Raw genomic sequence first — 23124 nt, forward strand, 5'->3', positions numbered from 1 at the left:
CGCGCTCCGCGACCGCCGCCGGCTTCAGCGGCGCGCCGGCGGCCGGCTCCGCGGGCGCTGAATCGGCCTGCGGCTGAGGAGGCGGCGGAGGCGGGGTGGGCGCGGGCGGGGGAAGCTGCGGGGGCAGATCGTCCTCGCCGCCCGCCGCGCCGGCCGGCGGCACGGGCTGCAACGCCTGCGCCCGCCGCTGGTCATAGGCCCGGCGCCGGTCCGGATCCAGCAGGTGGGTGCGCGCGTCGCTGAGCAGGACCGTTCGCGTCTCCGCGCTTTGGCGGTGCGCCAGGACCGGGCTGGATTGCGCGCGCCGGCTCCATTTCCGCAGCTCCGCCGTGCAGGCCAGACGCAGCTGGTCCGGGGTGCTGCCGGCATCCACACCCAAGAGTGCGTAGTAGTCGACGAACTCCGATTCGCCGGGGTCAGTGGACACGGATGCTCCTCACCCTGCAGTAGGCGGACCGCCGGGAGCGGTCCGCGCGGCGTGCCGTACCCGGCCTCGCCTGAGTGTATAGACAGATGAGTGGGGCGGGGGCACTTGCGGCAGAGCCGGACGCTGCGCCCCGCGCACATCGCTGCCTGCGCCTTCGCTATGATGGGGGCGCTGACCTCAGCCATTTACGGGTGGTGCCGGGTGGCCGGTCGGCACGAGGGTCTTCGTTGCTGGAGCCCAGGGCTTGGGGGTGGTGCCCCTCCCTGCCGGCGCGGAGGCCCTCACTCTTTTCTCCGCCCGCCCCGCCCGCCCCGGCCGCCGCACGGATCGTCGGCCGGAGGCGTTCATCCGCGGCCTTCCCCCCTGATTCCCCCCTCCAGTGCTAGTGTATAGACACTTGCGGAGGGCGGTAGCCATGCCCGTCCTGTACCGCGCAATGTTCGTGGAAGCGATGCGCGCAATCGACATGCGCACCACCGGGGAGAGCAGCAGATGAGTGAAGCTGAAGGTAGGCAGGACATCGCGCAGGCCCTCGCCGGCCTGTTGGACGACGACGCCACACCCGCTCCCGCCACCAGCAGCGAACCGGCCGAGCACGATCACGTTCGGGACCCCCTCGAGGGCACCGTGCTGACCGGCGAGGACCAGGCGGAGCGGGCCGCCCTGGTGTCCCAGGATCCCGACGACCACCGCGACGACAGCGAGGTGGCCACCAGCGCCGACGACCCGGCCGGCAAGTACACCACCAAGCGCGCCGCCAAGCGCGAGTTCGAGCGCCTGGTGCGCAACACCGGCAAGCTCAGCCGGGACATCGCTCTGTGGGTGCATCGCGACGGCCCCGCGCTGCTGGGCTTCAAGTCGGCGGCCGAGGGCGTCATGGCGATCAAGGATGTGGCCAAGAGTCAGGCCTACCGCGATGTCTACCTCGCCGAGGTGGCCGAGCAACTTGCCCTGGCCGCAGGCCTGTTCGACGACCCCGACGGCGTCAAGCGCGTCCTGGACCTGCCCGGGCTGACGGCCAAGAACGCCGAGCTGATCCGGCCTCAGCTGACCATGCTGACCGAAGAGGTGCAGCGCCAGGCCAATCGCGAGTCCGCGCCCACCGACACGGTGGTGGAGGAGATCCTGCCGCGGGTGGTCAAGGACTTCGTCCAGCGCAAGAAGAACCCGGCGCCCGTGGAATCCGAGAACGCCGAGACTCCGCAGGACGGCGAGTCCGAGCGGCCGCCCATGGACGGCGAGGTGTCCGAGGAGGCGGTCAATCCCTACCTGGCCTACACCGGGCAGCCCGAGACCACCCAGGACGGAGAGACGCTCGGCGGAGACCTGCCGCCGGAGCTGGACCTTCCGGGCCAGCGGGCCGATGGCGAGGACTTCGACCCGTGCCCGCACTGCGGGGGATCGGGCCGCATCCCCCGCGCCACCGCCCACGCCCCCGCATAGGGGCGCGCAGGAGGATGAGGGGCGGTCAGACCGCGGCAGCCGGCGCGGCCGGCGCGGCCTGACCACCCTGCGGCACGTCGGCCCCGCCCAGCAGCTCCTCGACGAACGGCGCGTAGTAGTCGCGGCGCGGCACCCGGCCGTAGCCGTCCAGGATCTCCACCCGGTGCGGGATTGTGGCCCGCATGGCGCTCAGCCGCATCTCCGCCAGCCGCTCGCGCGCCTTGGTCCCCACGTTGGTGCGCACATCCATGCGCACCAGCAGCACATGCGGACGGGCGGGCGGCTGCTCGATCTGCTCCCGCAGCTCATTGACCTGCTCGATCAGCGCCAGCGCATCGGGAAGATTCTTCAGCTCCGTGCCCGCCGGAACGGTGGTGACCACCACGTCGTCGGCGGTGAAGACCGCACGGGTGACGATCCGGTCCGCCTTGCCGGGGGTGTCGACGACGATGAAGTCGTACTCCTGGCGGAACTTCTTGATCTCCGCCTGGTAGACCTTGTCGTCCGCCTGCCGGTGGACATGGAAGGGCACCTGGTCCGGCTGTTCCGGGTCGACGACGCTGGCGTACCAGCCGTAGGCGTCCTGCTGCTGGTCGGTGTCGATCAGCAGCACCCGGCCGCGCTCGGCCAGGTTCCAGGCCGTATGGATCGCCGAAGTGCTCTTGGCCGCGCCGCCCTTGGGGTTGGCGAAGACGATGATCCGAGCCTGCGGTGGTGTGGTTGCCACGTCTTCTCGCTCCCTGGTCCCGCCCGATAGAGTAAGCCGCTAGTGTATATACACTCTACAGCTGGACGGCGAAAGGACCCGGCGCATGCAGCACCCCGCCCCCGGCCGTGCGCGTCTGCTGTCCTTGCTGGCAGTCGCGCTCGCCGCAACCGGATGCACCTCCCAGACCGACAGCGCCACCGCCACCGTCGACGCACACACGGCCACCCACCTGATGTGCCAATCCGGCCTGGCCTGGGCCGATGGCGACGCCCAGGTGCAGCGCACGCTCCGCCCCGCGGTGCAGAAGCTGATCGGTCAGTACCAGCACAACGCCAACCCCGGCGTCGCCCTGCTGGCCTTACGCCTGGACGACGCCCTGAATGCCAGCGAGGCCACCAAGGGGGTGGCGATGGCGGCGCTGCGCAGGCGCTGCCGCACCTGACGGGTGCCGACTCGGCCGCCGATTGCAGCGTTTCTGCCCGGTCCGCGCCGATGCGATTGGTAGGCACTCGACCCTTCGTCGAGCAGTGCCGGGGCATCTCGCTCTCTACACTGTGTATTGACACAACGAGTGGATGGTGGAGGTCATGCGCGTGGCGGCAGAGGAACGCAAGCAGCGCAGCCGCAGCTTCATGATGCGCTTGCCGCTCAGCTTCGACGCCGAGGTGCGCGCACGGATGAAAGCCGAAGGTGCAAGCAACCAATCCGCCTTCTGGCGCAAGGCGATGCTGTTCTACCTCGCCCACAGCGCCCCGCGCCCCGACGCCGACACCCGGCCGCGGCCCTAGCCACTCACCTCTCGACCACCATCACCCCACCGCACGAGGGAGCACCCGCGTTGGCTGAGTACGAGACGAGCCGCTACGAGGCCCTGGTGGCCCTGGCGGTCCAGGCGGTCGGGCCGCTCGATGACCGACCGTATGAGCAATGGCTTGGGCAGATCGACCGTGTGGTCACCGATCTGCACCTGAAGACTGTGTCCACCTCACCCCTGATGCGCAGACTGTCCGCATTGCTGATCGCCGAGACAACCGCGGTGTGGTGGACGGGAGTCACCGGCGGCGCGCCCGGTGAGGAGCTCAAGGCGACCATGCGCACGTGGGATGCGGCGCGGGGCGATTGGCGCGAGTGCATCGCCGTGGCCACCGCGGCGACCACCGCCAGCGAGCGGGAGTTGCACCAGCGGGCCCGGGACCTGATCGGGCATCATGTGCTGCTCTACAGCACCCGCGGAGACAGCGAGGACCTCGGCCGGATCCTTCACCTGGTCGACCAGGGCCCCATTCCCGACTTCGTGCCGCCCGAGCCCCGCCCCGCAAGCCCTCCGCCGGCTGCCCCCGCCGCGAGGCCGGCCGAACCCGGGCCTGCGGCGCCGCGCCTGCCGCAGCCCGAGCCCGCCGTGGCGCCGCAGGAGCCCGACGAGGAGGAGACCGGGACCGCCATTCACCGGATCGTGCCCATCCAGCTGCCCACTCCGGTGCCGGAGCCGGTGGCGGTCCCCCTCGCGGTGGCCGCACCCGCAAGCCCTGGGCCTTCGCCTGCCGCCGCCCCCCAGCCGGTCGCCGTCGACGTCAAGACCGCGGTGCCCGCGCCGACGCCACCCGTGCCTACCTCCCCGGCCCCGCCGGCGGAGCGGCCGACGGCGCCCGTGCCCGCGCCCGTCTCGGCACCCGCCCCTGCCGCTCCGGCGCCCACGCCGGACTCGGCGGGTGAGGTGCTGGCGTGGAAGGAGGCATCGGTGGCGGTGTGGAAGAACATCGACCGCGCCTGGGACAAGGGCTATCGCACCTCATGTCTGCTGGCCATCCGGGACCGGGCGATCGTCGATGAGGCGGGGAATGTGCTGAACCTTCAGGAGCTGCTGGATATGGCCCGGTTCTCGCCGGAGCCCCAGTCGCCCAACGGCCAGCTGATCACCTCGCGCTACGCCGTCAGCTGACCGGGGTCGAGACGCCGACAGTTCTTGACAATAGATACCCGTAGAGCTACTCTTTAGGCGTATCCCGTTCACCACGGACGCCAAAGAGGAGAAGCGCTATGCGTATCGTCGCTCCCGTGCCCGACCAGGTCGGGCAGGAACTGCTCCGGCTGCGGGCCGCCGCACGCGAGAAGGGACCCGACGCCAACGAAGCGAAGTCCATGCTCTCGCACTACATACTGGCCCTGGTTGAGGCAGGGTGGGCCAAGTCCGCCATCGCCACGCCGATGGAGGTCACCCGCCAGGAGGTTCACCGCCTCAGCCTCCAGGCCGCCAAGCTGCCCGCGCCCCGCAGCCTGCCCGAGGTCCCGCCGCTGCCCGCCAAGGAACCGGCAGCGTCCAAGAAGCTTCGCGATACCCCGCAGATCAGCCCCAGCGAAGCCAAGCGGCTGCGCGAACTGGCGCCGCTGGCCACCAAGGTGCGCGGCGTCACCCCCGAGGACGACCCGAGCCGCGCTGCGGCCGTGGAGTACGGCCAACTGCTGGCCGACCTGTGGAAGCGCGGAGTCTCCCGCAAGGAGTTGCAGCGCATCACCGGCCAGGCGCCCGCGACCATTCGCGCCCGCCTGGCCCGCCACGGCCACATCAACCGAGGCGCCACCGAGCAGCCCTACAAGGGCAAGCAGGCCGAGTTCGCCAAGAAGCGCGAGTACTGCAAGGCCGGCCACGAGTTCACACCCGAGAACACCTACGAGTACCACCGGCCCGACGGACGCATCGCCCGCTCCTGCCGCACCTGCCACGCGCGGCGCCAGCGCGAGATGGTGGAATCCCGCAAGGAACTGACCGGCGCGGTGTGCCCCAAGGGCCACCCGCTGACCGACGACAACACCGTCGCCTACAACCGCAAGGACGGCACCGAGGTCAAGCTGTGCCGCATCTGCCTGGAGGCGCGCCAGGAGCACAGCTCCAGCGCCCAGCGCAAGGACACCTGCAAGCGCGGCCACGCCTTCACCCCGGAGAACACCTACGAGCACCAGCGCCCGGACGGCAAGGTCGTCCGCACCTGCCGCAAGTGCAAGATGATCCGCCAGCGTGAGTACGAGGAGCGGCACGGCATCACCAGCCACCGCTGAGCTCCCCGCCCGCGGCTGCCGCTGACCGGATGACTACCGGTCAGCGGTACCCGCGCGGTGCGGACGCAGCCGCCACGCGTAGTACTTCGTCACGCTCCACCGGATGCCGCGCCGCCCCAGCTGGTTGCAGCGCAGGACCACCACCAGCGCCCCGGCCGCCAGCGCCGCGATGACCCCCGCGTGCCCGCCGAACAGGGCGTAGCCGAACGCCCCGGCCACCGACGAGGCCAGGTACTCCCAGGCCAGGGTCCGCCAGCGGGCGGTGCGCGGCGGATACAGATACACCGCCAGGACGCCGCAGACCAGCAGGGCGCCCAGCGCGGTGAACACCTGCGTGAAGTACTCCTGGACATTGGTGATCAAGGTGCTCTGCTGCACCATGACGACCAGCCAGAAAACCACCACCAGGACGACCTTGAGGTGTGGCAGCACCCGCGCGCGCAGCGAGGGGCGCCGCACCTTGACCTTCACCGGTCCGGAAGCCGGTCCCCACGAGGCCTGCCGGGGCGTCCTCGGCTTGGTCTTCTTCCCCGTGCCGGGACCGCTCCTGGCGGAGCTGGAGGGCCGGGCCACCCGGGGCTTCTTCGGCCGCGAGCTGGATGCGGTGCGCTGGGCGGACGGCGGCGCCGTCATGGCGTTGTCTCCTCGCGTCATTGGTTGCTCTCCGCACTGGTGACCATCCAGCCGTCGCCGTCGGTCCCCCCCACCAGGTCCACCGACAACTGCACCGCGGTGTTCTGCGGTCCGCCGGTGTCGCCCTTTTGGGCCGTGCGCTGAGTCAGCTGCACCATCACGGTCGTCGAGACCTGGGTCCCGCCCTGCGCGGTGGCCGTCACCTTCCCAGGATCGACCACCGTCGAGGTGATCGGGGCGTTGTTGTAGGGCTGCCACATGGTGGTGACCAAGTCGCTGATGTCGGAGCGGCTGTGGGCGGCGACCCGCGGCAACGAGGCGGCGAAACCGGCCGCGGTCTGCTTCTTGGTGTCGAAGGTGTAGAGCGAGATCGCGAACGCCCTGGCGACCTCCTCCGCCGACGACTCCGAGGTCAGCGACCGGCCGTAGATCAGCGTGACCGGCCGCGGCACATACAGCGACTGCACCGGGCGGGCCGCGACCTGCTTGGCCAGCGCCGCCGCCTTGGCCTGCGGATCGGCGGCGGCCGGCTTCTTGGCCGTGAAGATGTTGATGACGAACCCGCCCAGCACCATCGCGATGAGCAGCATCGCGGCGATCCGACCGCGATGCGTCATCGGATGACCCCCAACAGCCGCTGCAGCAGGGAGACACGGTCAGCCGGCTCGAGGCCGGTCGACTGCGCCTGGTACTGCTGGGCCACGCGGATGAGCGCGTCCTGGTCCTGGGCGTTGCCCGCGACCCGGCTGGCCAGGTTCTGCAACCCCACCACCACGTCCGCCGCGCTCACGGTGGCTTGGTCTTGAAGTTGGCCGACCTCCTGCATCACCAACTGCTGGCTCGCCGGAGAGACACCGCCGGTCAGCGGCGGCGCGCCGGGGGCGGGTGCCACCGAGGCCGCGGCCGATGCCGCCGGAGCTGCGGGGGCCGGAGCGGAGGCCGCCGGAGCGACCGGCGCGGGCGCGGAAGGCGCCGGCGTGGACGGCCCCGGAACCAGCGGCACCGGATCGGGCTCGGGCGTCGGCACTGGCGCCTGCGCCGGCGCGGGTTGTGCCGGTGCCGGTGCCGGTGCCGGTGCCGGTTGCGCCGGTGCCGCCGGCGCGGCCGTGGGTGCCACATATCCACCCGGGTCGCCGGGCGGGGGAGCCGAGGCCGGTCCGAACCCGTTCGCCGGAGCCGCGGGTGCCGGAGCTGCGGGTGCGGGAGCGGCTGGTGCCGGCGCAGGTGCGACATAGGCACCCGCGTCGCCGGGCGGGGGAGCCGAGGTGGGCCCAAAGCCGTTCGCGGGAGCCGGAGCCGGAGCCGGAGCCGGAGCCGGAGCCGGAGCCGACGGCGCCGGAGCGACGGGCGCCGAAGCCGGAGCGGCCGGTGCGGGTGTCACGTGTGCGCTCGGGTTGGCGGGCGGTGGTGCGGAGCTTGGTCCGAATCCCGGCGCCGGAGCGGCCGGACCCGCGGGTGCGGGTGCGGGTGCCACGTGCGCGCTCGGATTGGCCGGCGGCGGCGCCGAACTCGGGCCGAACCCCGCGGCCGGTGCGGGAGTGGGTGTCACGTGTGCGCTCGGGTTGGCGGGCGGTGGTGCGGAGCTTGGTCCGAATCCCGGCGCCGGAGCGGCCGGAGGCCGCGTCGCGGCCGCGGCCTGCGCGGGGTCACCGGGCGGCGGCATCGTCGTCGGCCCGAACCCGTTGGACGCCGTCGGCGCGGCAGCCGGCCGTCCCGCGTCGTAGACCGCCCGCAGCGCCTGGTCGACCTGGGCGCGCGGCGCGTTCGGGTCGCCGGCGACCCGGTTGAGGTCGTTGAGCGCGGTGCTCAGCGGAGTACCCGTCGGGGTCACCCGCGCGGCCTGCTCGACCTGCTGCTGGAACGCCATGCGCTGCGCGGGCGTGGCGTTCTCCGGCAGCGGGTTTTGGTGGATGGCCTGGACCACCGACGCGGACGATGCGCCCGTGCTGCCGGCTGCCGCGCCGACCGCATCGATGCGGTCCGGAAGGCCGTGCCGGGCTACCGCGGTCCTGGCGATCTGGGCTGCGCTGCGGTACTCGTCGGAGTCCCGGTCACCGCTGTGCGCGGCGAGGTTGCGCAGCGCAGGTGTGGAGGCGTGATTGGGGTCCATGTTGGCCCCGTTGTTGTCGTAGCTGCGCAGCACCCGGCCCAGGTTCTCCGAGGCGCGTTCGTTGGTGCGCAGCCGCCGGCTGCTCTCCTGGATCTCCTCGCCCAGGCGATTGACGCGCACGCCGGTGGCCGGGTCCACCTGCTGACGCTCACGGCGGTATTCGCGTGCGAGCCGGTCCGCGCCCGCGACGTCGCCGCTTTCCCGGCGTGCGTCGATGGCGGCCTGGGCCGCGGCATCGGCCCGGCGGGTCGCACCCTGCGCACGCCTGGCCCTGATACCTTCCCGGGCGCCCGGTGTCGTCCGGTACGCCTCTGCCTGCTCCTCATCCGCCCGGTCGCGTTCGGAGCGGTGCTGCGACAGCCGCCCCGATTCCTTGGCCGAGGCCAGACCGCGCAGGCTGGAGCCGTACTTGGTGACGCCCGGGACGGCCCGGGAGATACCCATTCCGGCGGCCTTCATCGCGTCGCCGGCCGACATGCTGGTCCCGGCGGCCGCGGCCGCCTGGCTGGCGCCGGCCACGGCGAGTCCCGCGCCGGTGGCGGCGAGCCCCACCATCGCCGCGCCCTTGACGCCGGTCTTGAGGGCATCGGTGGCCACACCCTCGATGCCACCGCCGGCATCCTTGTTGCCCTGGGCCATGCCCACCAATGCTCTTGCCAGTGGTCTGGCGTAGACCAGGACGGCGATGGTGAATCCGGCGCAGGTGAGCACCATGATCACCCAGTTGCCGCCCTGATTGAAGATCAGACGGTCGCCGGTCACCATGATTACCAGGATCAGGGTGAGGGCGGCCTGCTTGCCGACGTTGGCGCCGATCATCTCGGCGATCTTGATGGCGGCCACCCGCGCGGGGCCGGGGAAGACACCGAGCATCAGATACAGCGGCGTAAAGATGATCAGGACATAGAGCGCGAGCTTGGTGATCAGGATCATCCCGCACACCAGGTACAGCGCCGAGTTGATGGTGATGCCGCCGTAGACGCTCATGCCGGCCGCGCCCATGCGGGTCATGGGGGAGTTGCCGCCGAGGTTGTTGTAGATCTGAAGGTCGCCGGGGTGGACCTGTTTGTCGCCGCTCCAGCACTTTTTGAAGTCGTGGCGGGCGCCGTTGTCCTCATAGCCGCGGCAGATGTCGTTGCCCCACAGCTTCAGGTACGGCACGTCGTCGACGTACTTGTCGTCCCAGGCCTTCTTGCCGTGCTTGGAGCCGCCGCCGTACTCGTCGCCGTCGTTGTTCCAGTCGGTGCTGCGGGAGATGACCTTCAACCCGGCGGCGTCGATCTTGCCGTCCGGGGTTCGGCCGACGTAGAGGGTGTTGATGATGACCGGGCCCCATTTGTCGGCCGTGGCCTTGTCCGAGGTGCCGATCGCCCCGTACAGCCAGGGCTGATACGCCAGCGGGTACCACAGGGAGTCTTGGATGCAGGCGATGGTGCGGTCGGTGTTGCCCGTCCCGCTGCAGACGTTGTCGATGTCGCGGTTGCTGCTGGCGATGTTCTGCACGGACTGGAAGCCGGTGGCGGCGAAGTTCCCGATGAAGGTGTTGACCTGCTTGCCGACATACGTCGGGTTCTGTCTGAACCAACCGAACATGCCGACGACCAGGCCCATCCAGGCCACGCCCTTGAGGACGGCGGTCATGCGCCCGTGTGGACCGAGGTTCTTCACCCCCAGGTAAACGGCGCCGACGCAGCCGATGAGCATCATGTAGGGGAAGGCGATGTCCGCGACGGCCTTGGACAGGGAGTTGATGCTCCCATCCAGATAGCTGAAGGGATTCTCCCCGAAACTCCACGCGACCAGCGCCATGCTGAAGATCGCGAAGAGCTTGGAGACCATGAAGATGCCGTTGGCGAAGAAGTTCATGGCGCGCGGGATGCTGAAGCACCCCACGTTGGAGCCGAACGCCTGCCAGTCCAGCGCCACCATGCCGTAGCGGTGGAAGCTGGGCACCGGCTCGCCCGCGCGCGGGTCGTCCTGCTTCTTCTCCTGGGGCACGAAGGTGCCCATCGCCGACTGCGGCACGCCCAGATCCGTGGAGGAGTAGGCGATGGTCGGGATGTACTGCTCGATGTCTTGGCCGCGCGCGTTGGGGATCGGCACGTTGATGTCCCCGCACGAGCCCAGGATGTCGTCGACGATGCCGCCCAGGCCGAACAGCGCGTTGGCGGGCGTGGCGGTGGCCACGCCGACGGAGAAGAGCGAGGTGAGCAGCAGCACCAGGACGGCCAGGCGTCGGGCGATGCGCCGGGAGCGCCTGCGCCGCTTTTCGCCACGGGTCAGCGGTCGGCTGCGCGCCGGCTGGTCGCGAAAGGATGTGAGCCGGGTACGCGGCGGCGCCACTGTCGTAGTGAGGGCCATGTCCATCCTTTACGTATTCGACGCCAAGCTAGTGTCTATACACTAGACACGCTAGCACGACGACCGCGGTTGCGGAGAGGTTGACCAGTGAACTTGCCGGACAGGGGGCAGCGGTGAGACAGCGTCAGGACCAGCGTGAATGGCTCCATCAGCTCTCGGACATCAACGCCGGCGCGCGCGATGAACTGCGCGGCCTGCTTCGCCCTCTGCTGCTGCTGGTGGGACTGGTGGCGGTGGTGCTGCTGCTGGCCGTGGGCGGCTCGGCGCTGGCCGCCCGCGGGATGGCGTCGATGCACAGCCGCCAGGCCGCGGCGGCGACGGCCTCGCCCACCGCGTCCGCCCAGCCCACCGCCTCGGCCTCGGCCCACCCCCCGGCCGCGGCCCAACAGGCTGCGTGGCGCGACCAGGTACGCGCCTTCCTGACCGCCGCCGGCGGATCGGGCAGCGCCTGGCTCGCCTATCTGCCGGCCGCCACCGACCCGACGTCGACGTTCGCCTACACCGCCCGGCACGACACCGACCCCGGGGTGCGCTCGGCCGGCGGCGAGGCGAAGGTCTCCGACCCGGCGCTGCTGGCCGCGGCGCCCGCGCGCCGACTGCGCACCGCGCTGAGCCTGGACGGCACCGTCGACGCCGCAACGCTCCGGGCCACCGCAGCCACCGGCACCGCGGAGCACTTCACGCTGCGCTTCACCGTCACCGCCCGCGACGGGTCGACGCTCGCCGGGATCGCCGAGGGCCGGATGCGGGCGGGCGCCGCCCACGCCACGCTGACGCGGCTGGTGTATCCGGCCACCGGGTGAGACGGGCGGCCCTGCGATGACGGGGCCGCCCACCCGGCGCTGCGCGGGCGTGGGTGCGCGGGTCATCCGGCGGTGGGCGCCGGCGGCTGAGCGGCCATCAGGGCCTCGATCGGCACCGGGTCGTCATCCTCCTCGCCGCCCGAGGCATCGGCGTCGCCGGACTCCTCGGCCCGCATGCCGGCTTCGCGCTCCTTGGCGTCCAGTTCGCGGCGGGCGCCGGCCGCCTCCTCACCGAAGATCTCCTCGATGATGCGGGTCATCTTCTCCGGGTCCTTCTCCGGGTTGGTGTCGAAGATGTCCAGGACGAAGTCGTAGATGAACTCCACCTTGACCCGGGCGAGTTTGCCGGCCCGGTCCTTGAAGACACACACGCCCTTCTCGCCGTGCTCGCCGCCCAGACCCGTGATCAGGCCGATGTTCTGGTCATTGGGCGCCACGCCCAGGAACTCGCAGGTCTTGACGGCCTCGTCCTTGGAGGCGGTGCCGAACGCCCACACGCCGGTGATGAAGCTGGAGTCGAAGTCGCCGGCCGACTGGGAGATCAGGCGCAGGAAGGTGTTGCGGGAGCGGCCCAGGCGCTTGATGCGGTCCACCAGCGTCTTGGCGCGCGGATTGTCCTTGCTGGTGTGCCACTCGTCCCAGGTGATGGCCTTGGGGATGGCCGGGTCCAGCGTGGCCATGATGTTCCAGGTGTTGTCGGCCATCAGCCCGGAGATGACGTCGGAGAGCAGTTCGCGCTCGCTCATCATCTCCGGCGGCTTGCCCGGGTCGGGCATCTGCAGGCCCAGGGTGCAAAAGACGACGGTGTAGCCGACCGGGATCCGGAAGGGCTGCGGCGCCCGCCCGAAGATCAGCTGCCCGAGCCGGGTGGCGGACACGTCCCGAAAGCGGCGGGCCGGCGGGCCGGCGAACTGGCGCAGCCGCTCGAGGTTGATGTTGCCGGGGGTGGCAGGCATCTGCTCCCAGCCCTCGAGGATCTCCACCACGCGCATCAGATAGGTGGTGCCGTGCCCCTCGGCCATCGCGGTGGCCACCGCCTGCCGGATGACGTCACCGAAATCGCTGCCCGACTGGCCGGTCAGCAGGTCGGGCACGAGCCGCAGCAGGGTCTCGCGCATCAGCTGGGCGGCCTCTTCGGAGGAGGCGGCCTGCGCGGCCGGGTCCAGCATCCCGGGCTCGGCATCGTAGACGTTCACACAGATGATCTTGTTGGGGTTCAGCCCCAGATCGTCCGCGTACTTCTTCAGCACCAGGTAGTCGCCCTTGGGGTCCCACACCACCTGGGTGATGCCGCGCAGCGCGTCCTCCCACACCGGCTTCAGCCCGCGGCTGACGGTCTTTCCGCCGCCGGGGTCGCCGGGCACGCCCTCGGTCGGCGCCATCTGGGACTGGGTCGCGTAGAGCATGTGGTCGACGAAGACCGGCTCGGCCGGCTGTCCGCCCGAGCCGATGGTGTAGCCCTGGTACAGGCCTTCGCCGTCGCCCACCGACGGCGACAGGTGCGGCATTCCGGCGGCCAGATAGTCCAGCGGGACGCGCCGCAGGTAGTCGGTGTCCATCGGCCGCCCGCCGGGCAGCGCCTCGTAGAAGAAGAACTTCTGGTGGGTGGGGGGCGCGTCCACGGTGTAGCCGCCGCCCTCGCGCATGGTGCGCACGAAGTCCCGGGCGTGCTCGCGCAACTCCTCCCGGTCGGTGGCGGCGATGCCGAACAGGGCCCGCATGCGCACGAACGGGATGCGGTGATGGTCGACGAGGTACTTCATCTGCGTCGCCATCTCGCGCTTTTGGTGGTACGTCAGGTCGGTGGAGACCCCGGCCTCGGCGTCGTTGTAGAACTGCTCCTCGACGTTGCGCATCGCCTTGTCGGCGTCTTTGCGGGTGTCGGACAGCTCCTGGATCTCAAAGCCGATGGACTGCACCACACCGAACGGCAGGGAACTGGTCTGGTCCAGCCACAGCGTGTGGGGGAAGCTGACTTCTTCGGGGCCCATGGAGAGGGCGAACCAGATCTGGTACGAGGTGCCGGTCGAGGTCTCGTGGCGCAGGCACTTGTACTGGTACTTGCCGATCTTCCCGAGCGGCTCCTTGGTGACCTCGCCGCCGCACAGCGCCTGCAGTTCTCCGGGACCGTAGCGCTGCACGGGCGAGTTGGCGGGGTCGGGGAAGGGCAGGCCCGGGTGGGTCAGGTGCAGCAGCAGCATCTCCGCCTCGTGCCGGCCCACGGTCTGGCAGCGCAGCATCGAGCGGGTCAGGGTGTTGCGCACGTCGTTGGCCGCGTCGTGCCAGACCTGGAGCTCATCCAGGCCCGGCATCTCGTCGTCGATGTCCAGCGGCTTGCGGACCTGGTCCAAGAAGCGCTGGATGCGGCCCCAAGCGCCGTTGTAGGCGGCCCGGTCGCCCAGACGCACCATCAGGTACACCCGCTTGAGGGGCCAGTCGGCGTCGTTGATGCGCTTGCGGGTGTCATCCAGCATCACGCTCCACGCGGGCGCCGGGATGCCGTGGCTCTGGGTGCGCTCGTCCAGCTGCTTGGCCCACAGGTCCGCGTTGAAGGGGAACTGGGTGGTCAGCAAGCGGGAGGTGTGGCTGGCGCCGCGCGGCAGACCGGTCAGCGAGGCGTAGACCTGGGCGAGGGCGGCGCGCTTGTCCAGCGCGGTCATCAGCTCCCAGGTGCGAGTGGGCACGCTCAGCAGTGTGTAGGCGCCGTCGGCGTCCAGCAGGATGTGGTCATCCAGGTAGCGGTAGCCGATCCGGGAGGGGGCCTGGTAGCCCTCGGGAATCAGATTCGAGATGATCTTCTTCACGCTCAGGCCCTCCGCGTGGTGATCACGAAGTCGTCGGCGAGCTCGCTCTCGCTGAGCGGCGCCATGTCGGGCATCTGCTCGGCCTCGTCCGGCTCTTGGTCCGGTTCCTCATCCTCGTCGAGGTCGTCGTCGGGGAAGGCGGAGGCCGCGGAGTCGGGGATGTGCATGCCCAGCGGCGCTGGCTGCGTGCTGGCCAGTGCGGGGAGCAGATCGGGCCGGGCCCGCCACAGGACGATCCGGTAGGCGCGGGGCACCCGGGTCCTGCGGACGGGGACGCCGCGGCGGTGCACCGGGTCGTCGACCAGGTCGCGCCACAGGGAGCGCAGGAAACCGAACAGCTGAAGGTTGTGGCGCACGGGACGCCGCGAGGCACCCACCGCGATGATCGGCGGAACGAGCAGCAGCATGATGTAGACGAACCCGGTCGGGGGAGCGCTTCCCACCAGCCCCAGGGCCGCCCGCAGCGGGGGCTTGAGAACGAAGGCGTAGAGGAACAGCCACAGCACCAGCGTGATGCCGAAGACCTTGATGTCGTCGACGAACAGGCCCTCCTTCAGCGGAACATGGGCCCGGCCGAGCTTGCGCATGGCCTTCTTGACCTTGAACGCTTCGGTGTAGTCCCGCAGGATGACGGTCTCGTCGTCCACGCCCTCCCCCTCTCCTGCTGGCTGTCTGGCTGGCTGTCAGTGGCTGAGCGCGGCCGCGCTCAGCCCAGGATCTGGTCCCACACGTTGGTCTTGATGAAGTTGCCCAGCTGGGTCAGCGTCGCCGCCGGGCTACCGACGATCATGAAGGTGAAGGCGCCGATCAGCAGGATCGTGCCCACCGTCACCCAGCGGCGCTGCGCCTGGGTGAAGAAGGCGGCGACCAGGGCGAGCACCACGGTGGCGGCCAGGATCGCCTTGCCGATGTCGCTGGCCTTGTTGGTCAGGCCGGTGGCGTCGGCCAGCAGGACATGCGTGCTGGGCGGAACCGCGCTCAGAGTCTTGGTCAGCATGGGAGAAGGCCATCCTCTCGGTGTGCGGCCAAAGGCCGTCAGGCAGCAGGTAGGAGCTGGTCGCGCCGTGCGCAACACCAGCGCCCACAGTGTATATACACTTGGCGGGTTGTGGAGTTCGGATTCCGTGACAGGCTGATGCGGAGTTAGTTGCCGGACGAGGAAGAAGAGGGCGACGGCGAGGGCGAGCCCTTACCGGGCGACGGCGAGGCCGTGGTGCTCGGGTGCGCGGACGGGCTGCCCGTCGGACTCGGCGACGGCGGATGGGAGTACATCCCCCCGGTGCCCGACGTCGGCTGCGGAGCCGGAACGTTGTTGCCCCCCAGCCCCGTGTGGCTCAGCGCCGGAGTCGGATCGCTGGTGAAGAACCACTGACCGTTCTGGCTCTGAATGCTCACCTGGTACATCGAGGTCTGCGTCGACTTGCCGTCCAGCCCCAGGAACGTCACCGAGAACACCGCGGTGCGCCGATCGACCAGCGCCCCCTTGGTGGCCTGCGGGACGAACACGTCCCCGATCTGCGGCCGCCCGCCGTCGCCCGACCCGGTGAACGCGCCCCCCAGCCCCAGCGACTTGGTGCCGGGAAGCATGTAGCGGGCCAGCGCCTGCCGGTCGCTCTGCGCCCAGGCCGCCATGAACGGCGGAAGCAGCTGCGAGTGCAGCGTCTGCGCCAGGTTGGTGTCGGCGTTGGCGGAGGTGTCGGCCTGCGCCGGCGGCGAGGTCAGACCCGAGCACGGCACATACACCGGCTCCGAGGACAGCCCGAACGCCGTGGTCGCCCCCTTGACCACCGCATACACCGGCACCGCGACGCACCGCCAGGAACCGTCCTGCACCTGCACGGTGCTGCGCACGATGCCGTGCGCGCCGTCCAGCACCTGCACCGTCGGCGACATCACCATGTCGATCACCGACTGGGTGCCCTGCCCATTCCAGCCCAGCTGACCGTCCTCCCCGTCCCCGGTGTACGGCTGCAGCGCCGCCGCCCGCTGATCCACATGCGTGGCGTCGTAGGTGGCGAACAACTTCACCAGCGGCGCCGCCCACATCACCGCCTCGCCCTGCGGGAACGTGCGGCCCGAGGCCTTGATCTGCGAGGTGACCTCACTGGCCACATCGGCCTTGGTCGCCTTCTTGTTCATGCTGATGGTCAAGAACAGCAGCAGGACCACGGCCAGGATGCCCAGCACGCGGCGAAACAGGATCCCGCGCCGGGGCCCGCTCCACATCTGCGCCGACGAGACGTTCCCGCGATCGAGCTTCGAACCGCCGGACGCGGGCTTGGGCTTGGCGAACGGATTTTGGAACCAGCCGCTCCCCTGAGCACTGGGCTCCTTGGCCGGCTTGCCGCCCTTCTTGCCGCCCGAAGCCTTGCCTTTGGTCGTGCTCGTGCCCTTGTCCAGACTCAGCTGGGTCGGCGCCTGGTCCAGCGGCGGGGCGGGCGCGAGCGAGACACGCGTATCGGTCGGGACGGCCTGCGAGGCCACCACCCACGGATTGTCGGGCTCAGGCTCGGCCTTCTTGCGCGCGAACGGATTGCGGAACCAACCGTTGCCCTCCGGCTGGGCCGGCTTGCGCCGGTTGCGGTTGGCGATGTCGGGCGAGAGCGAACGCAGCTGGGGAGGACGCGCCCGCGGCATGTCCGGCATCTCGCCGGTGAGTGCCGGCTTGCGCTCGTCCTGGGCGGGATCGGTGCCCTCGGCCGCGGCGTAGCCATTGGCACTGCGCTGCGGCTGCCCGTCAAGCCCACGAGGCGGCGGGGTGGAGCCGGATGGCGGCGTCGTCACGGGTTCCCTTCCTGCTGGTCGCGCGCTCCACCAGCGGAGCACCACAGCCGGGTGAGACGGATGGCCCGGGGATCCCCACACCATCCGCTGTGTCTAGACACTTCCGGAGTATAGACACTAGGACGCCGCGCGACGGCAGAACCGTTCCCAGCCCACCCCCTCCTGCCGCAAACCCACCGGCCGCGGCAAGCCCACCACCCGCCTGAACGTGCTCCCGCGAAGCGAAGGGAACACCGATCGCCGCTGCCGTTCACCAAGGCCGGCAGCCGGCGGACACGCTCAGACAGCGAGCCCCAGCCGCCACCCGCCCACTTCCACCACGGCGGGCTACCCCGATACACCGCGAGCGCCCTCGCTGCTGCGGAGACACACCTTCCCGTCGGCCACGCCCGCACCGTTTCCCTCCACCGCCAGAGTCCCGATGTGCAGACCCGGCACAAGCGCCCCGCATCCGCGCATGCGGCGGCAATCAGAGCCAACCGCTCATCGTCCGCAACGACCAAGAAGAGAGCGCACCAGGTGGCGATCCGCGCGGACCGGCCGCCCATCCGCGCCTCGCAGCCCACCTCGCCCCACGTCGAGGGAACCCGCTTGCCGGCAGCGGTAGCCCGGAGGACCAAAACAACGGCGACCCCAAAGCACAGCGGCGCGACCGGATGCCGCACTCATCCGCGTCGCCGGAGCCGGAAAGCCGACCCGTAACCAGCGCCAGCCGCGCCCGGCGGAGTGCGCCTTCAGCGGCTGAACCGCGCCATCACAGTCGACGGACACAAGAACGCGGACTTCGTCGCGGCACAACCGAACTGAGCGCCCATCGGCTCGGCGGCCACCACGCACCGACCACGCCCGCGCCCGCGTCCCCCTCTCTACGAGGCCGGACCGTCGTCCTTCTTGCGGGGCGGCGCCTTCTTGGTCGCCTTGCGCGCCGCACTGACCCGCCCGAAGGGAACAGGCGGCTTGCCGGCCGACGAACCCGCCGGAGACCCGGACGGCGCCGGCGGAGCATCAACCGGGGAAGCATCCAAAGGCGACCGCACCGGCGCCGGACCCGCAGCAGGAGCTGACGGCCCGTCGGCCGGAGCCGCCATCAACTCCTCCCACCCCCGCGCCGCCCGCGCCCGCGCCTGATCCCGCTCCCCCTCAACCGCCGGACGTACCGACGGAGCCGGCGGAACCGCCGGAGTCACCGGGACAGGCGGAGCCGCCGGCGCGGGCGGCAACCCCACCGGAGCCGGCGGAACCGGCGGCACCGCCCGCGGCTTGTCCAGCGACACCGCCTCACCCGCGACCGCCGTCGGCCGCGCCGGCAACGCCTCCGCCGGACCCGCCGCAACCCACCCCTGCGCCGCACCCCACTGCGCACCCGCGACCGCCGCAGAACCCGCCGCGGCACCAACCGGATCCGCCTGCCCCGGCAGCCCGAAATCCTCCACCACAACCGGCACCTCGTGCAGCCGCCCGTTGATCACCGTTGACGCCTGCTGGATCACCCGCTTGCCCTGCTCCTGCGACCGCGAAATCAACACGAACCGGCCCGGAACAAGATCCTGCAACGCCCGCGGCCGCACCACCGGATACTCGTTGTCCTCATCGACCAGGTCCTCACCCGTCGTCCCACCCCGGCGCACATTCAGCACACCCTGCGCCACCTTCGCGCCCATCCGCTTCTTCACCCAGCGCCGCGTCCCCGCCACCCCCGCCACCCGGGTCGCCGCCTCCAGATCACCGATCCGGTGCACCAGCAGCACATTGACGTTCGACAGCATCTGACCGATCGCCGCCTTCTCCTGCGCCGCGATCTCCAGATCCTCAATCGTCTGTGTGATCAGCAAAACGTCCGCGCCCGAACTGCGGCCCCGCACCATCAGCTCCGTCGTCAGCGACGACTCCAGCGCCGAGAACTCGTCGATCAACACCATCGTCCGCATCCGCTCGCCGGCCTCACTCATCTGACCGAACACCGCGATCTGCAACTGCACCGCCACCCGCCCCAACCGCGCGGTGTTGTCCTTGTCCCGCGACTTGGAGAACGAGAACAGCGCCACCGCACCCGCCCGCCGCAGTTGCGCCAACTCCATCACCGGATGACCGTCCAGATAGGTCACCCCGGCCTCGTGACGCACCTCCCGCGGCGCCAGCGGGATCCGCATCCACCGGCCCGCCGCCGTATTGGACAGGATCTCCAACTTGGTGATGAACCCGTTCAGCACATCCGAATCCCGCCGCACATACGCACCCAGCCGATAGATCTGCGCATGGATGTCAGCACGCCGCGGATGATCCGTGGCAATCTTCGACGCCCGCTGCGCCAGAACCGCCAGATCCGACAGCGCGATCACCTGCTCCAGCGTGGATTCGTACGGCTGCTCCGGAGTGGCGTCCAACACCGCCAACACCACCTGGACGAACAGCGACGCGGCGTCCTTGTAGTAGTCCGGCGAACCCTGCCAGGAATGCCCGGACACCAGCATGTCCCGACGCTCGTCGAACGAACCGAACCGAAACGGATCCCACCACGAGCCGCCCTCGAGCGTGAAGGTCACCAGCGGCCGACCGAAATGCTGCGCGGTCGCCGCGATCTCCTCCCGGTCGGCACGCTCCCCCTTCAAGTCCGTATAGAACACCGGCTGCCCGCGGTCGCAGTCGGCCTCGAACACCTTCCGGGCCGTGGTCGTGTTGTGCGTCGGGATCCCCGTGGCACCCGCCAGATACAGACGACTGGGAGAGTCCACCGTCAGACACCGCACCGGACGCGAAACCACCGGACGCACCGCCAACACCTGCCGCACCCGCTCCCGGCCCTCCACCCAGTCCCGCACCCCGAGGTTGCTGAAAACGCTGCCCCCGGAGCCCTCCCCGACCACCAGGACGGCAGCAAGCTCCGCCGTGGTGTGCACCACACCCGGATCAAAACCGGCCGGCAGCACCCCCCACCCGGTCGGATGCACGATCCACAAATGCTCCGAATCAGCGACCAACCGAGCCCCGTCCTCGAAGGCCACCTCCAGGCACACGCGATCCCACAGCACCGCATGCGCCTGAACAACCGTGGCCGGCCGCCCATACTCATCCAGCACCCGCGCACCCGCCACCAGATCCTTCAGCACCACCAGACCGTCCGGCGTGGGAATCAGCGTCTCGACATCCAGCGCCTTGCCTGAACCGTTCGCCCCCACGCACAGGATGTGGCCGCGCCGCTCATCGTCGAACAGCTCCAGCCGCGACCCGTCCGCCTGGTTGACACCCAGAACCGCGCTCTTGGACGTCGACACCAGCGCGCCCCCCGCGATCCGGCGTCGCAGCCACTGCTGACGCACCATCATTCCCACGCTCTTGCGCGGCGGCTTCACCATCCACTCATCGGTGTGCAGCCACCGAATGAACGACACCCAGTAGCCGATCAACGCACCCGCCACCAGAGCCAGCGGAAGCTGCCCAGTGAACCAGTGCGGCCACCAACCGTGCGTCGCCTCCGCCCACGCCCCGGCCGGACCCAGCGCATGATGCCGCTCAAAATCCCAACCCGCTTGCCACACCTGCCGCGGCCCGGCGACGTAATCGCGCGCCGCCGCAACCGGCCCCCCGGCCAGCAACACGACCAGCACCCCGACACCCGCAATCCAGGCACACACCGAACGCCGCGCCCGCAGCCCCTCGGTCACGGCGACACACACCAGCGCCACCACCAACGTCACCGGCGCCAGCACCACAGAGAACACCGCAAGCAACCCCAGCAGCCCGGAAACCGTCGGCCGCGTGTGCGCGGGATCGCCGAAAAGATACCTCGCCCGCCGCAGTGGCTTATCGGTGTCCTGATACGACAAGGCGTCAGACATCGCGATCCCTTCCGGTGCTGCCCCCATGCCGAGCCCTCACGCCCGACCCCCGTAGTGTCAATACACTACCGGCCGCCCCCGCGGTTCCCGCAGAGCAACAACCCCACCCCCTGGACCCCGTCCACGGGGTGCGCGCACCCCTGCGCACCGAAGGCCGCACACAACCCCACGCCTGACGCCACACCAGCCCACGCGCCCCACCAGGCGGAGCGCACCAAGAGGCAGGCGCACCCCCGCGCACCCCACACGTTCCAACTCTTCAACGCTTCGCGCCGCGCGCCACCGGATGCCACAACCCCGTGACGCGCAACCCACGACATCGTCCTTGAGCGGACGCCACGCGCAGCACGACCTATGCGCACCCCTCAGCCGGTCGTGACGCCAGTCGCCTCATCGCCAGCGCAGCGTCCTCCAAGAGCCGCGCACACCGTCGGCAGCGCACTGCGCACAGCTGGCGCAGGCGCGAACGCGAACCGATACCTCATCAGATCGGCCGCGGTCCGAAGCGTGCTGCCAGCGCGTACCGACCGGACACGATGTCACTCCAACACCACAACCTTCGAACCTTGAGATCCCGCGCCGCCGGCCCTCGATGTGTCCATCCGCCGATCGCTCCCGTCCGCGAACTGAGCGACCGGCCGAACCGCGAAGTACCTGATCCTTCTGCGCTGACCCGGCCGGAGCAGATCCCGTCACTCGGCCCGCACATGGGTGAGGGGGCCGGTCCGAGATCGTCACAGCACGGCTTCCATGCCCTCCTGCCACGGCACCAGCTCGGCAACGCGATGACGGTCGTCGGTGCTTCCCGCGTCCGTCGCCGCGCGGGTGAGCGCGTTCGCGATCGAAGGCTTGTGGGTGAACCAGACGGTTCCGGCGAGGTGGCCCGTGCGCTGATACTTCGTCACAAGGTCGAGGTAGTTGCGGTAGGGCTTCTGCGAGAGTTCGACCTCGATGGCGACGGGCAGACCCGCGGAGGGGATGAGGGGAACGATGTCCGCCCAGGTGTAGGTGTAGTCCGTATCGGGGTCGACGATCGGCTCGCTGCTGAGCGTCGTGAAGGGCTCCTGCGGTGACAGAAAGCCGGGACGTCGGTTGGGCTGATGGGCGCCGTAGGGATTGGCGGGGTCGTTCGGGACGACGACGAGGTCGGGGACGTAGGGCGCTGCGCGATCGGGATCGTGCCAGGCGGCGTACTGAAGCGGATGAAGGTAGTCCTCGGGTCGGCGGCCCCGGACCTCGAGCCGGGATATCTCACGCTCGCTGATGACGCGATGCCCCATCAGGTAGTAGGTGACGGCAAGGTCGGAGATCCAGATGGTGTGCGGGACCATGCTGGGCTTGACCTGAGGAACGGCCAGGTCCGGTCGGTTGCGGCCGTCTTGATGATTGACGTACCCGGCTGCGGTGATCCCGCGTGAGGTAGGGACGATCAGGCTGGGCCGATGGATCATCCAGGCCACTTTGCGAAGGAGTCCCGCTTCCTCGAGCTTCGTGATCCTGGTGTAGATCGGCCGAAGCGACCGCCCCAGAACGCGAGCGATCTGCGGTGACGTCATGTACGAGAAACGAGCGATCCAATCGAGGATGGCCATGTCGTCGTCGGTGAGCGTGACTTGGTGTGCAGCGCTGGATTTGCGGGGCATGCGCGAACTCGCTCCGTAGTGGCTAGGTGGGAGACACGGGTGGAGGGGACACAGCGGTGAGGGCCAGGAATCCTGCGGTCCTACCGCGAGACCATTCGACCGATTCCGTGATGGAGCCAGCGGTCCGTTGCCGTACAAAGTCGCCTCTGGGCGAGCCATGGGTTGGCCGGAGTTGGAGCCGACTGGGGGTTACATTAGACCATGGTTAAAGAGTGTAGGGGGTGATGCTCGGAAAAGTCCTGTTCGGAGCTGCAATGAGAGGGGGGCGGGTGCGTTGGGTAAGGGTTGTTATTAGGGGTTGAGGTGGAGAGAGATTGTGCGGCCAGCGCCTGTGGCATCCGTTGGTAGGAGTTTGATTCCGCCTGCGGCGGTCCTCTCTACCCCGAGGCTGGGGTCTCTCAGGGGAATTGGGAATAGATCACGGGTCGTTAGAACCGGATCTGTCTCTCCCAGGGAGAGGCGAAGAGTGGCGGTTGGGCGAGGGATTGGAGCTCTACTGGTGGGTGGGGGTGCGGGT

The 23124-nt window shown here is 69.9% G+C and carries 16 protein-coding genes and 1 pseudogene; 6 read left to right on the forward strand and 11 right to left on the reverse strand.

Annotated features, from left to right (window positions below):
- Positions 1-427: pseudogene (locus BIV57_RS25555) on the reverse strand (hypothetical protein); the annotation flags it as partial.
- Positions 428-919: 492 nt separating this feature from the next.
- Here BIV57_RS25555 and BIV57_RS08275 point away from each other — a divergent pair.
- Positions 920-1870: a hypothetical protein gene (locus BIV57_RS08275; protein WP_139275539.1), complete on the forward strand. Its 951-nt coding sequence runs from the start codon at positions 920-922 to the stop codon at positions 1868-1870.
- Positions 1871-1895: 25 nt separating this feature from the next.
- Here BIV57_RS08275 and BIV57_RS08280 read toward each other — a convergent pair whose 3' ends face one another.
- On the reverse strand, positions 1896-2597 hold the full coding sequence (locus BIV57_RS08280) for a ParA family protein (RefSeq protein WP_071656032.1): 702 nt from the start codon (positions 2595-2597) through the stop codon (positions 1896-1898).
- Positions 2598-2682: 85 nt separating this feature from the next.
- Between BIV57_RS08280 and BIV57_RS08285 the strand changes: the two genes are divergently transcribed.
- From BIV57_RS08285 to BIV57_RS08300, 4 genes are all read left to right on the forward strand, one after another.
- The gene (locus BIV57_RS08285; protein WP_071656033.1) at positions 2683-3021 is read left to right on the forward strand and encodes a hypothetical protein; all 339 of its coding nucleotides are present in this window, start codon (positions 2683-2685) and stop codon (positions 3019-3021) included.
- A 133-nt stretch (positions 3022-3154) separates the two neighbouring features.
- Positions 3155-3367, forward strand: a complete 213-nt coding sequence (locus BIV57_RS08290) for a hypothetical protein (protein ID WP_071656034.1) — start codon at positions 3155-3157, stop codon at positions 3365-3367.
- Positions 3368-3417: 50 nt separating this feature from the next.
- Complete coding sequence (locus tag BIV57_RS08295) at positions 3418-4518, forward strand: hypothetical protein (RefSeq protein WP_071656035.1); 1101 nt, start codon at positions 3418-3420, stop codon at positions 4516-4518.
- A gap of 116 nt (positions 4519-4634) precedes the next feature.
- The gene (locus BIV57_RS08300; protein ID WP_139275541.1) at positions 4635-5633 is read left to right on the forward strand and encodes a hypothetical protein; all 999 of its coding nucleotides are present in this window, start codon (positions 4635-4637) and stop codon (positions 5631-5633) included.
- 33 nt (positions 5634-5666) lie between these two features.
- On the opposite strand, the gene BIV57_RS08305 is transcribed toward BIV57_RS08300, so the two are convergent.
- Genes BIV57_RS08305 through BIV57_RS08315 form a run of 3 tightly spaced genes read right to left on the reverse strand, consistent with a single transcriptional unit; the run spans position 5667 to position 10737 of the window.
- A complete protein-coding gene (locus BIV57_RS08305; protein ID WP_071656037.1) occupies positions 5667-6266 on the reverse strand; it encodes a hypothetical protein in 600 nt (199 codons plus the stop codon).
- Between the two features lie 17 nt (positions 6267-6283).
- Positions 6284-6883, reverse strand: a complete 600-nt coding sequence (locus BIV57_RS08310) for a hypothetical protein (RefSeq protein WP_139275543.1) — start codon at positions 6881-6883, stop codon at positions 6284-6286.
- Positions 6880-10737: a hypothetical protein gene (locus BIV57_RS08315; RefSeq protein WP_139275545.1), complete on the reverse strand. Its 3858-nt coding sequence runs from the start codon at positions 10735-10737 to the stop codon at positions 6880-6882. The genes BIV57_RS08310 and BIV57_RS08315 overlap by 4 nt, the downstream gene beginning before the upstream one ends.
- Before the next feature lie 113 nt (positions 10738-10850).
- On the opposite strand from BIV57_RS08315, the gene BIV57_RS25010 reads away from it, so the two are divergent.
- Positions 10851-11540, forward strand: a complete 690-nt coding sequence (locus BIV57_RS25010) for a hypothetical protein (RefSeq protein ID WP_175548701.1) — start codon at positions 10851-10853, stop codon at positions 11538-11540.
- 62 nt (positions 11541-11602) lie between these two features.
- Here BIV57_RS25010 and BIV57_RS08330 read toward each other — a convergent pair whose 3' ends face one another.
- The 6 genes from BIV57_RS08330 to BIV57_RS08355 form a co-directional block, all read right to left on the reverse strand.
- A complete protein-coding gene (locus BIV57_RS08330; RefSeq protein WP_071656042.1) occupies positions 11603-14344 on the reverse strand; it encodes an ATP-binding protein in 2742 nt (913 codons plus the stop codon).
- Between the two features lie 2 nt (positions 14345-14346).
- Positions 14347-14991 (reverse strand): hypothetical protein, encoded by a 645-nt coding sequence (locus BIV57_RS08335; RefSeq protein WP_071656043.1) that lies wholly within the window; start codon positions 14989-14991, stop codon positions 14347-14349.
- Positions 14992-15050: 59 nt separating this feature from the next.
- Positions 15051-15341, reverse strand: coding sequence for a hypothetical protein (locus BIV57_RS08340; RefSeq protein ID WP_071656044.1), 291 nt, complete (start codon positions 15339-15341; stop codon positions 15051-15053).
- Between the two features lie 146 nt (positions 15342-15487).
- On the reverse strand, positions 15488-17128 hold the full coding sequence (locus BIV57_RS24560; protein ID WP_071656045.1) for a conjugal transfer protein: 1641 nt from the start codon (positions 17126-17128) through the stop codon (positions 15488-15490).
- An 866-nt stretch (positions 17129-17994) separates the two neighbouring features.
- On the reverse strand, positions 17995-20964 hold the full coding sequence (locus tag BIV57_RS26375) for a type IV secretion system DNA-binding domain-containing protein (protein ID WP_071656046.1): 2970 nt from the start codon (positions 20962-20964) through the stop codon (positions 17995-17997).
- A gap of 734 nt (positions 20965-21698) precedes the next feature.
- Positions 21699-22607, reverse strand: coding sequence for a winged helix-turn-helix domain-containing protein (locus BIV57_RS08355; protein WP_071656047.1), 909 nt, complete (start codon positions 22605-22607; stop codon positions 21699-21701).
- Between the last annotated feature and the right edge of the window lie 517 nt (positions 22608-23124).

Origin of the sequence: Mangrovactinospora gilvigrisea, assembly GCF_001879105.1 — a bacterium.
In the GTDB taxonomy this organism is placed as follows: domain Bacteria; phylum Actinomycetota; class Actinomycetes; order Streptomycetales; family Streptomycetaceae; genus Mangrovactinospora; species Mangrovactinospora gilvigrisea.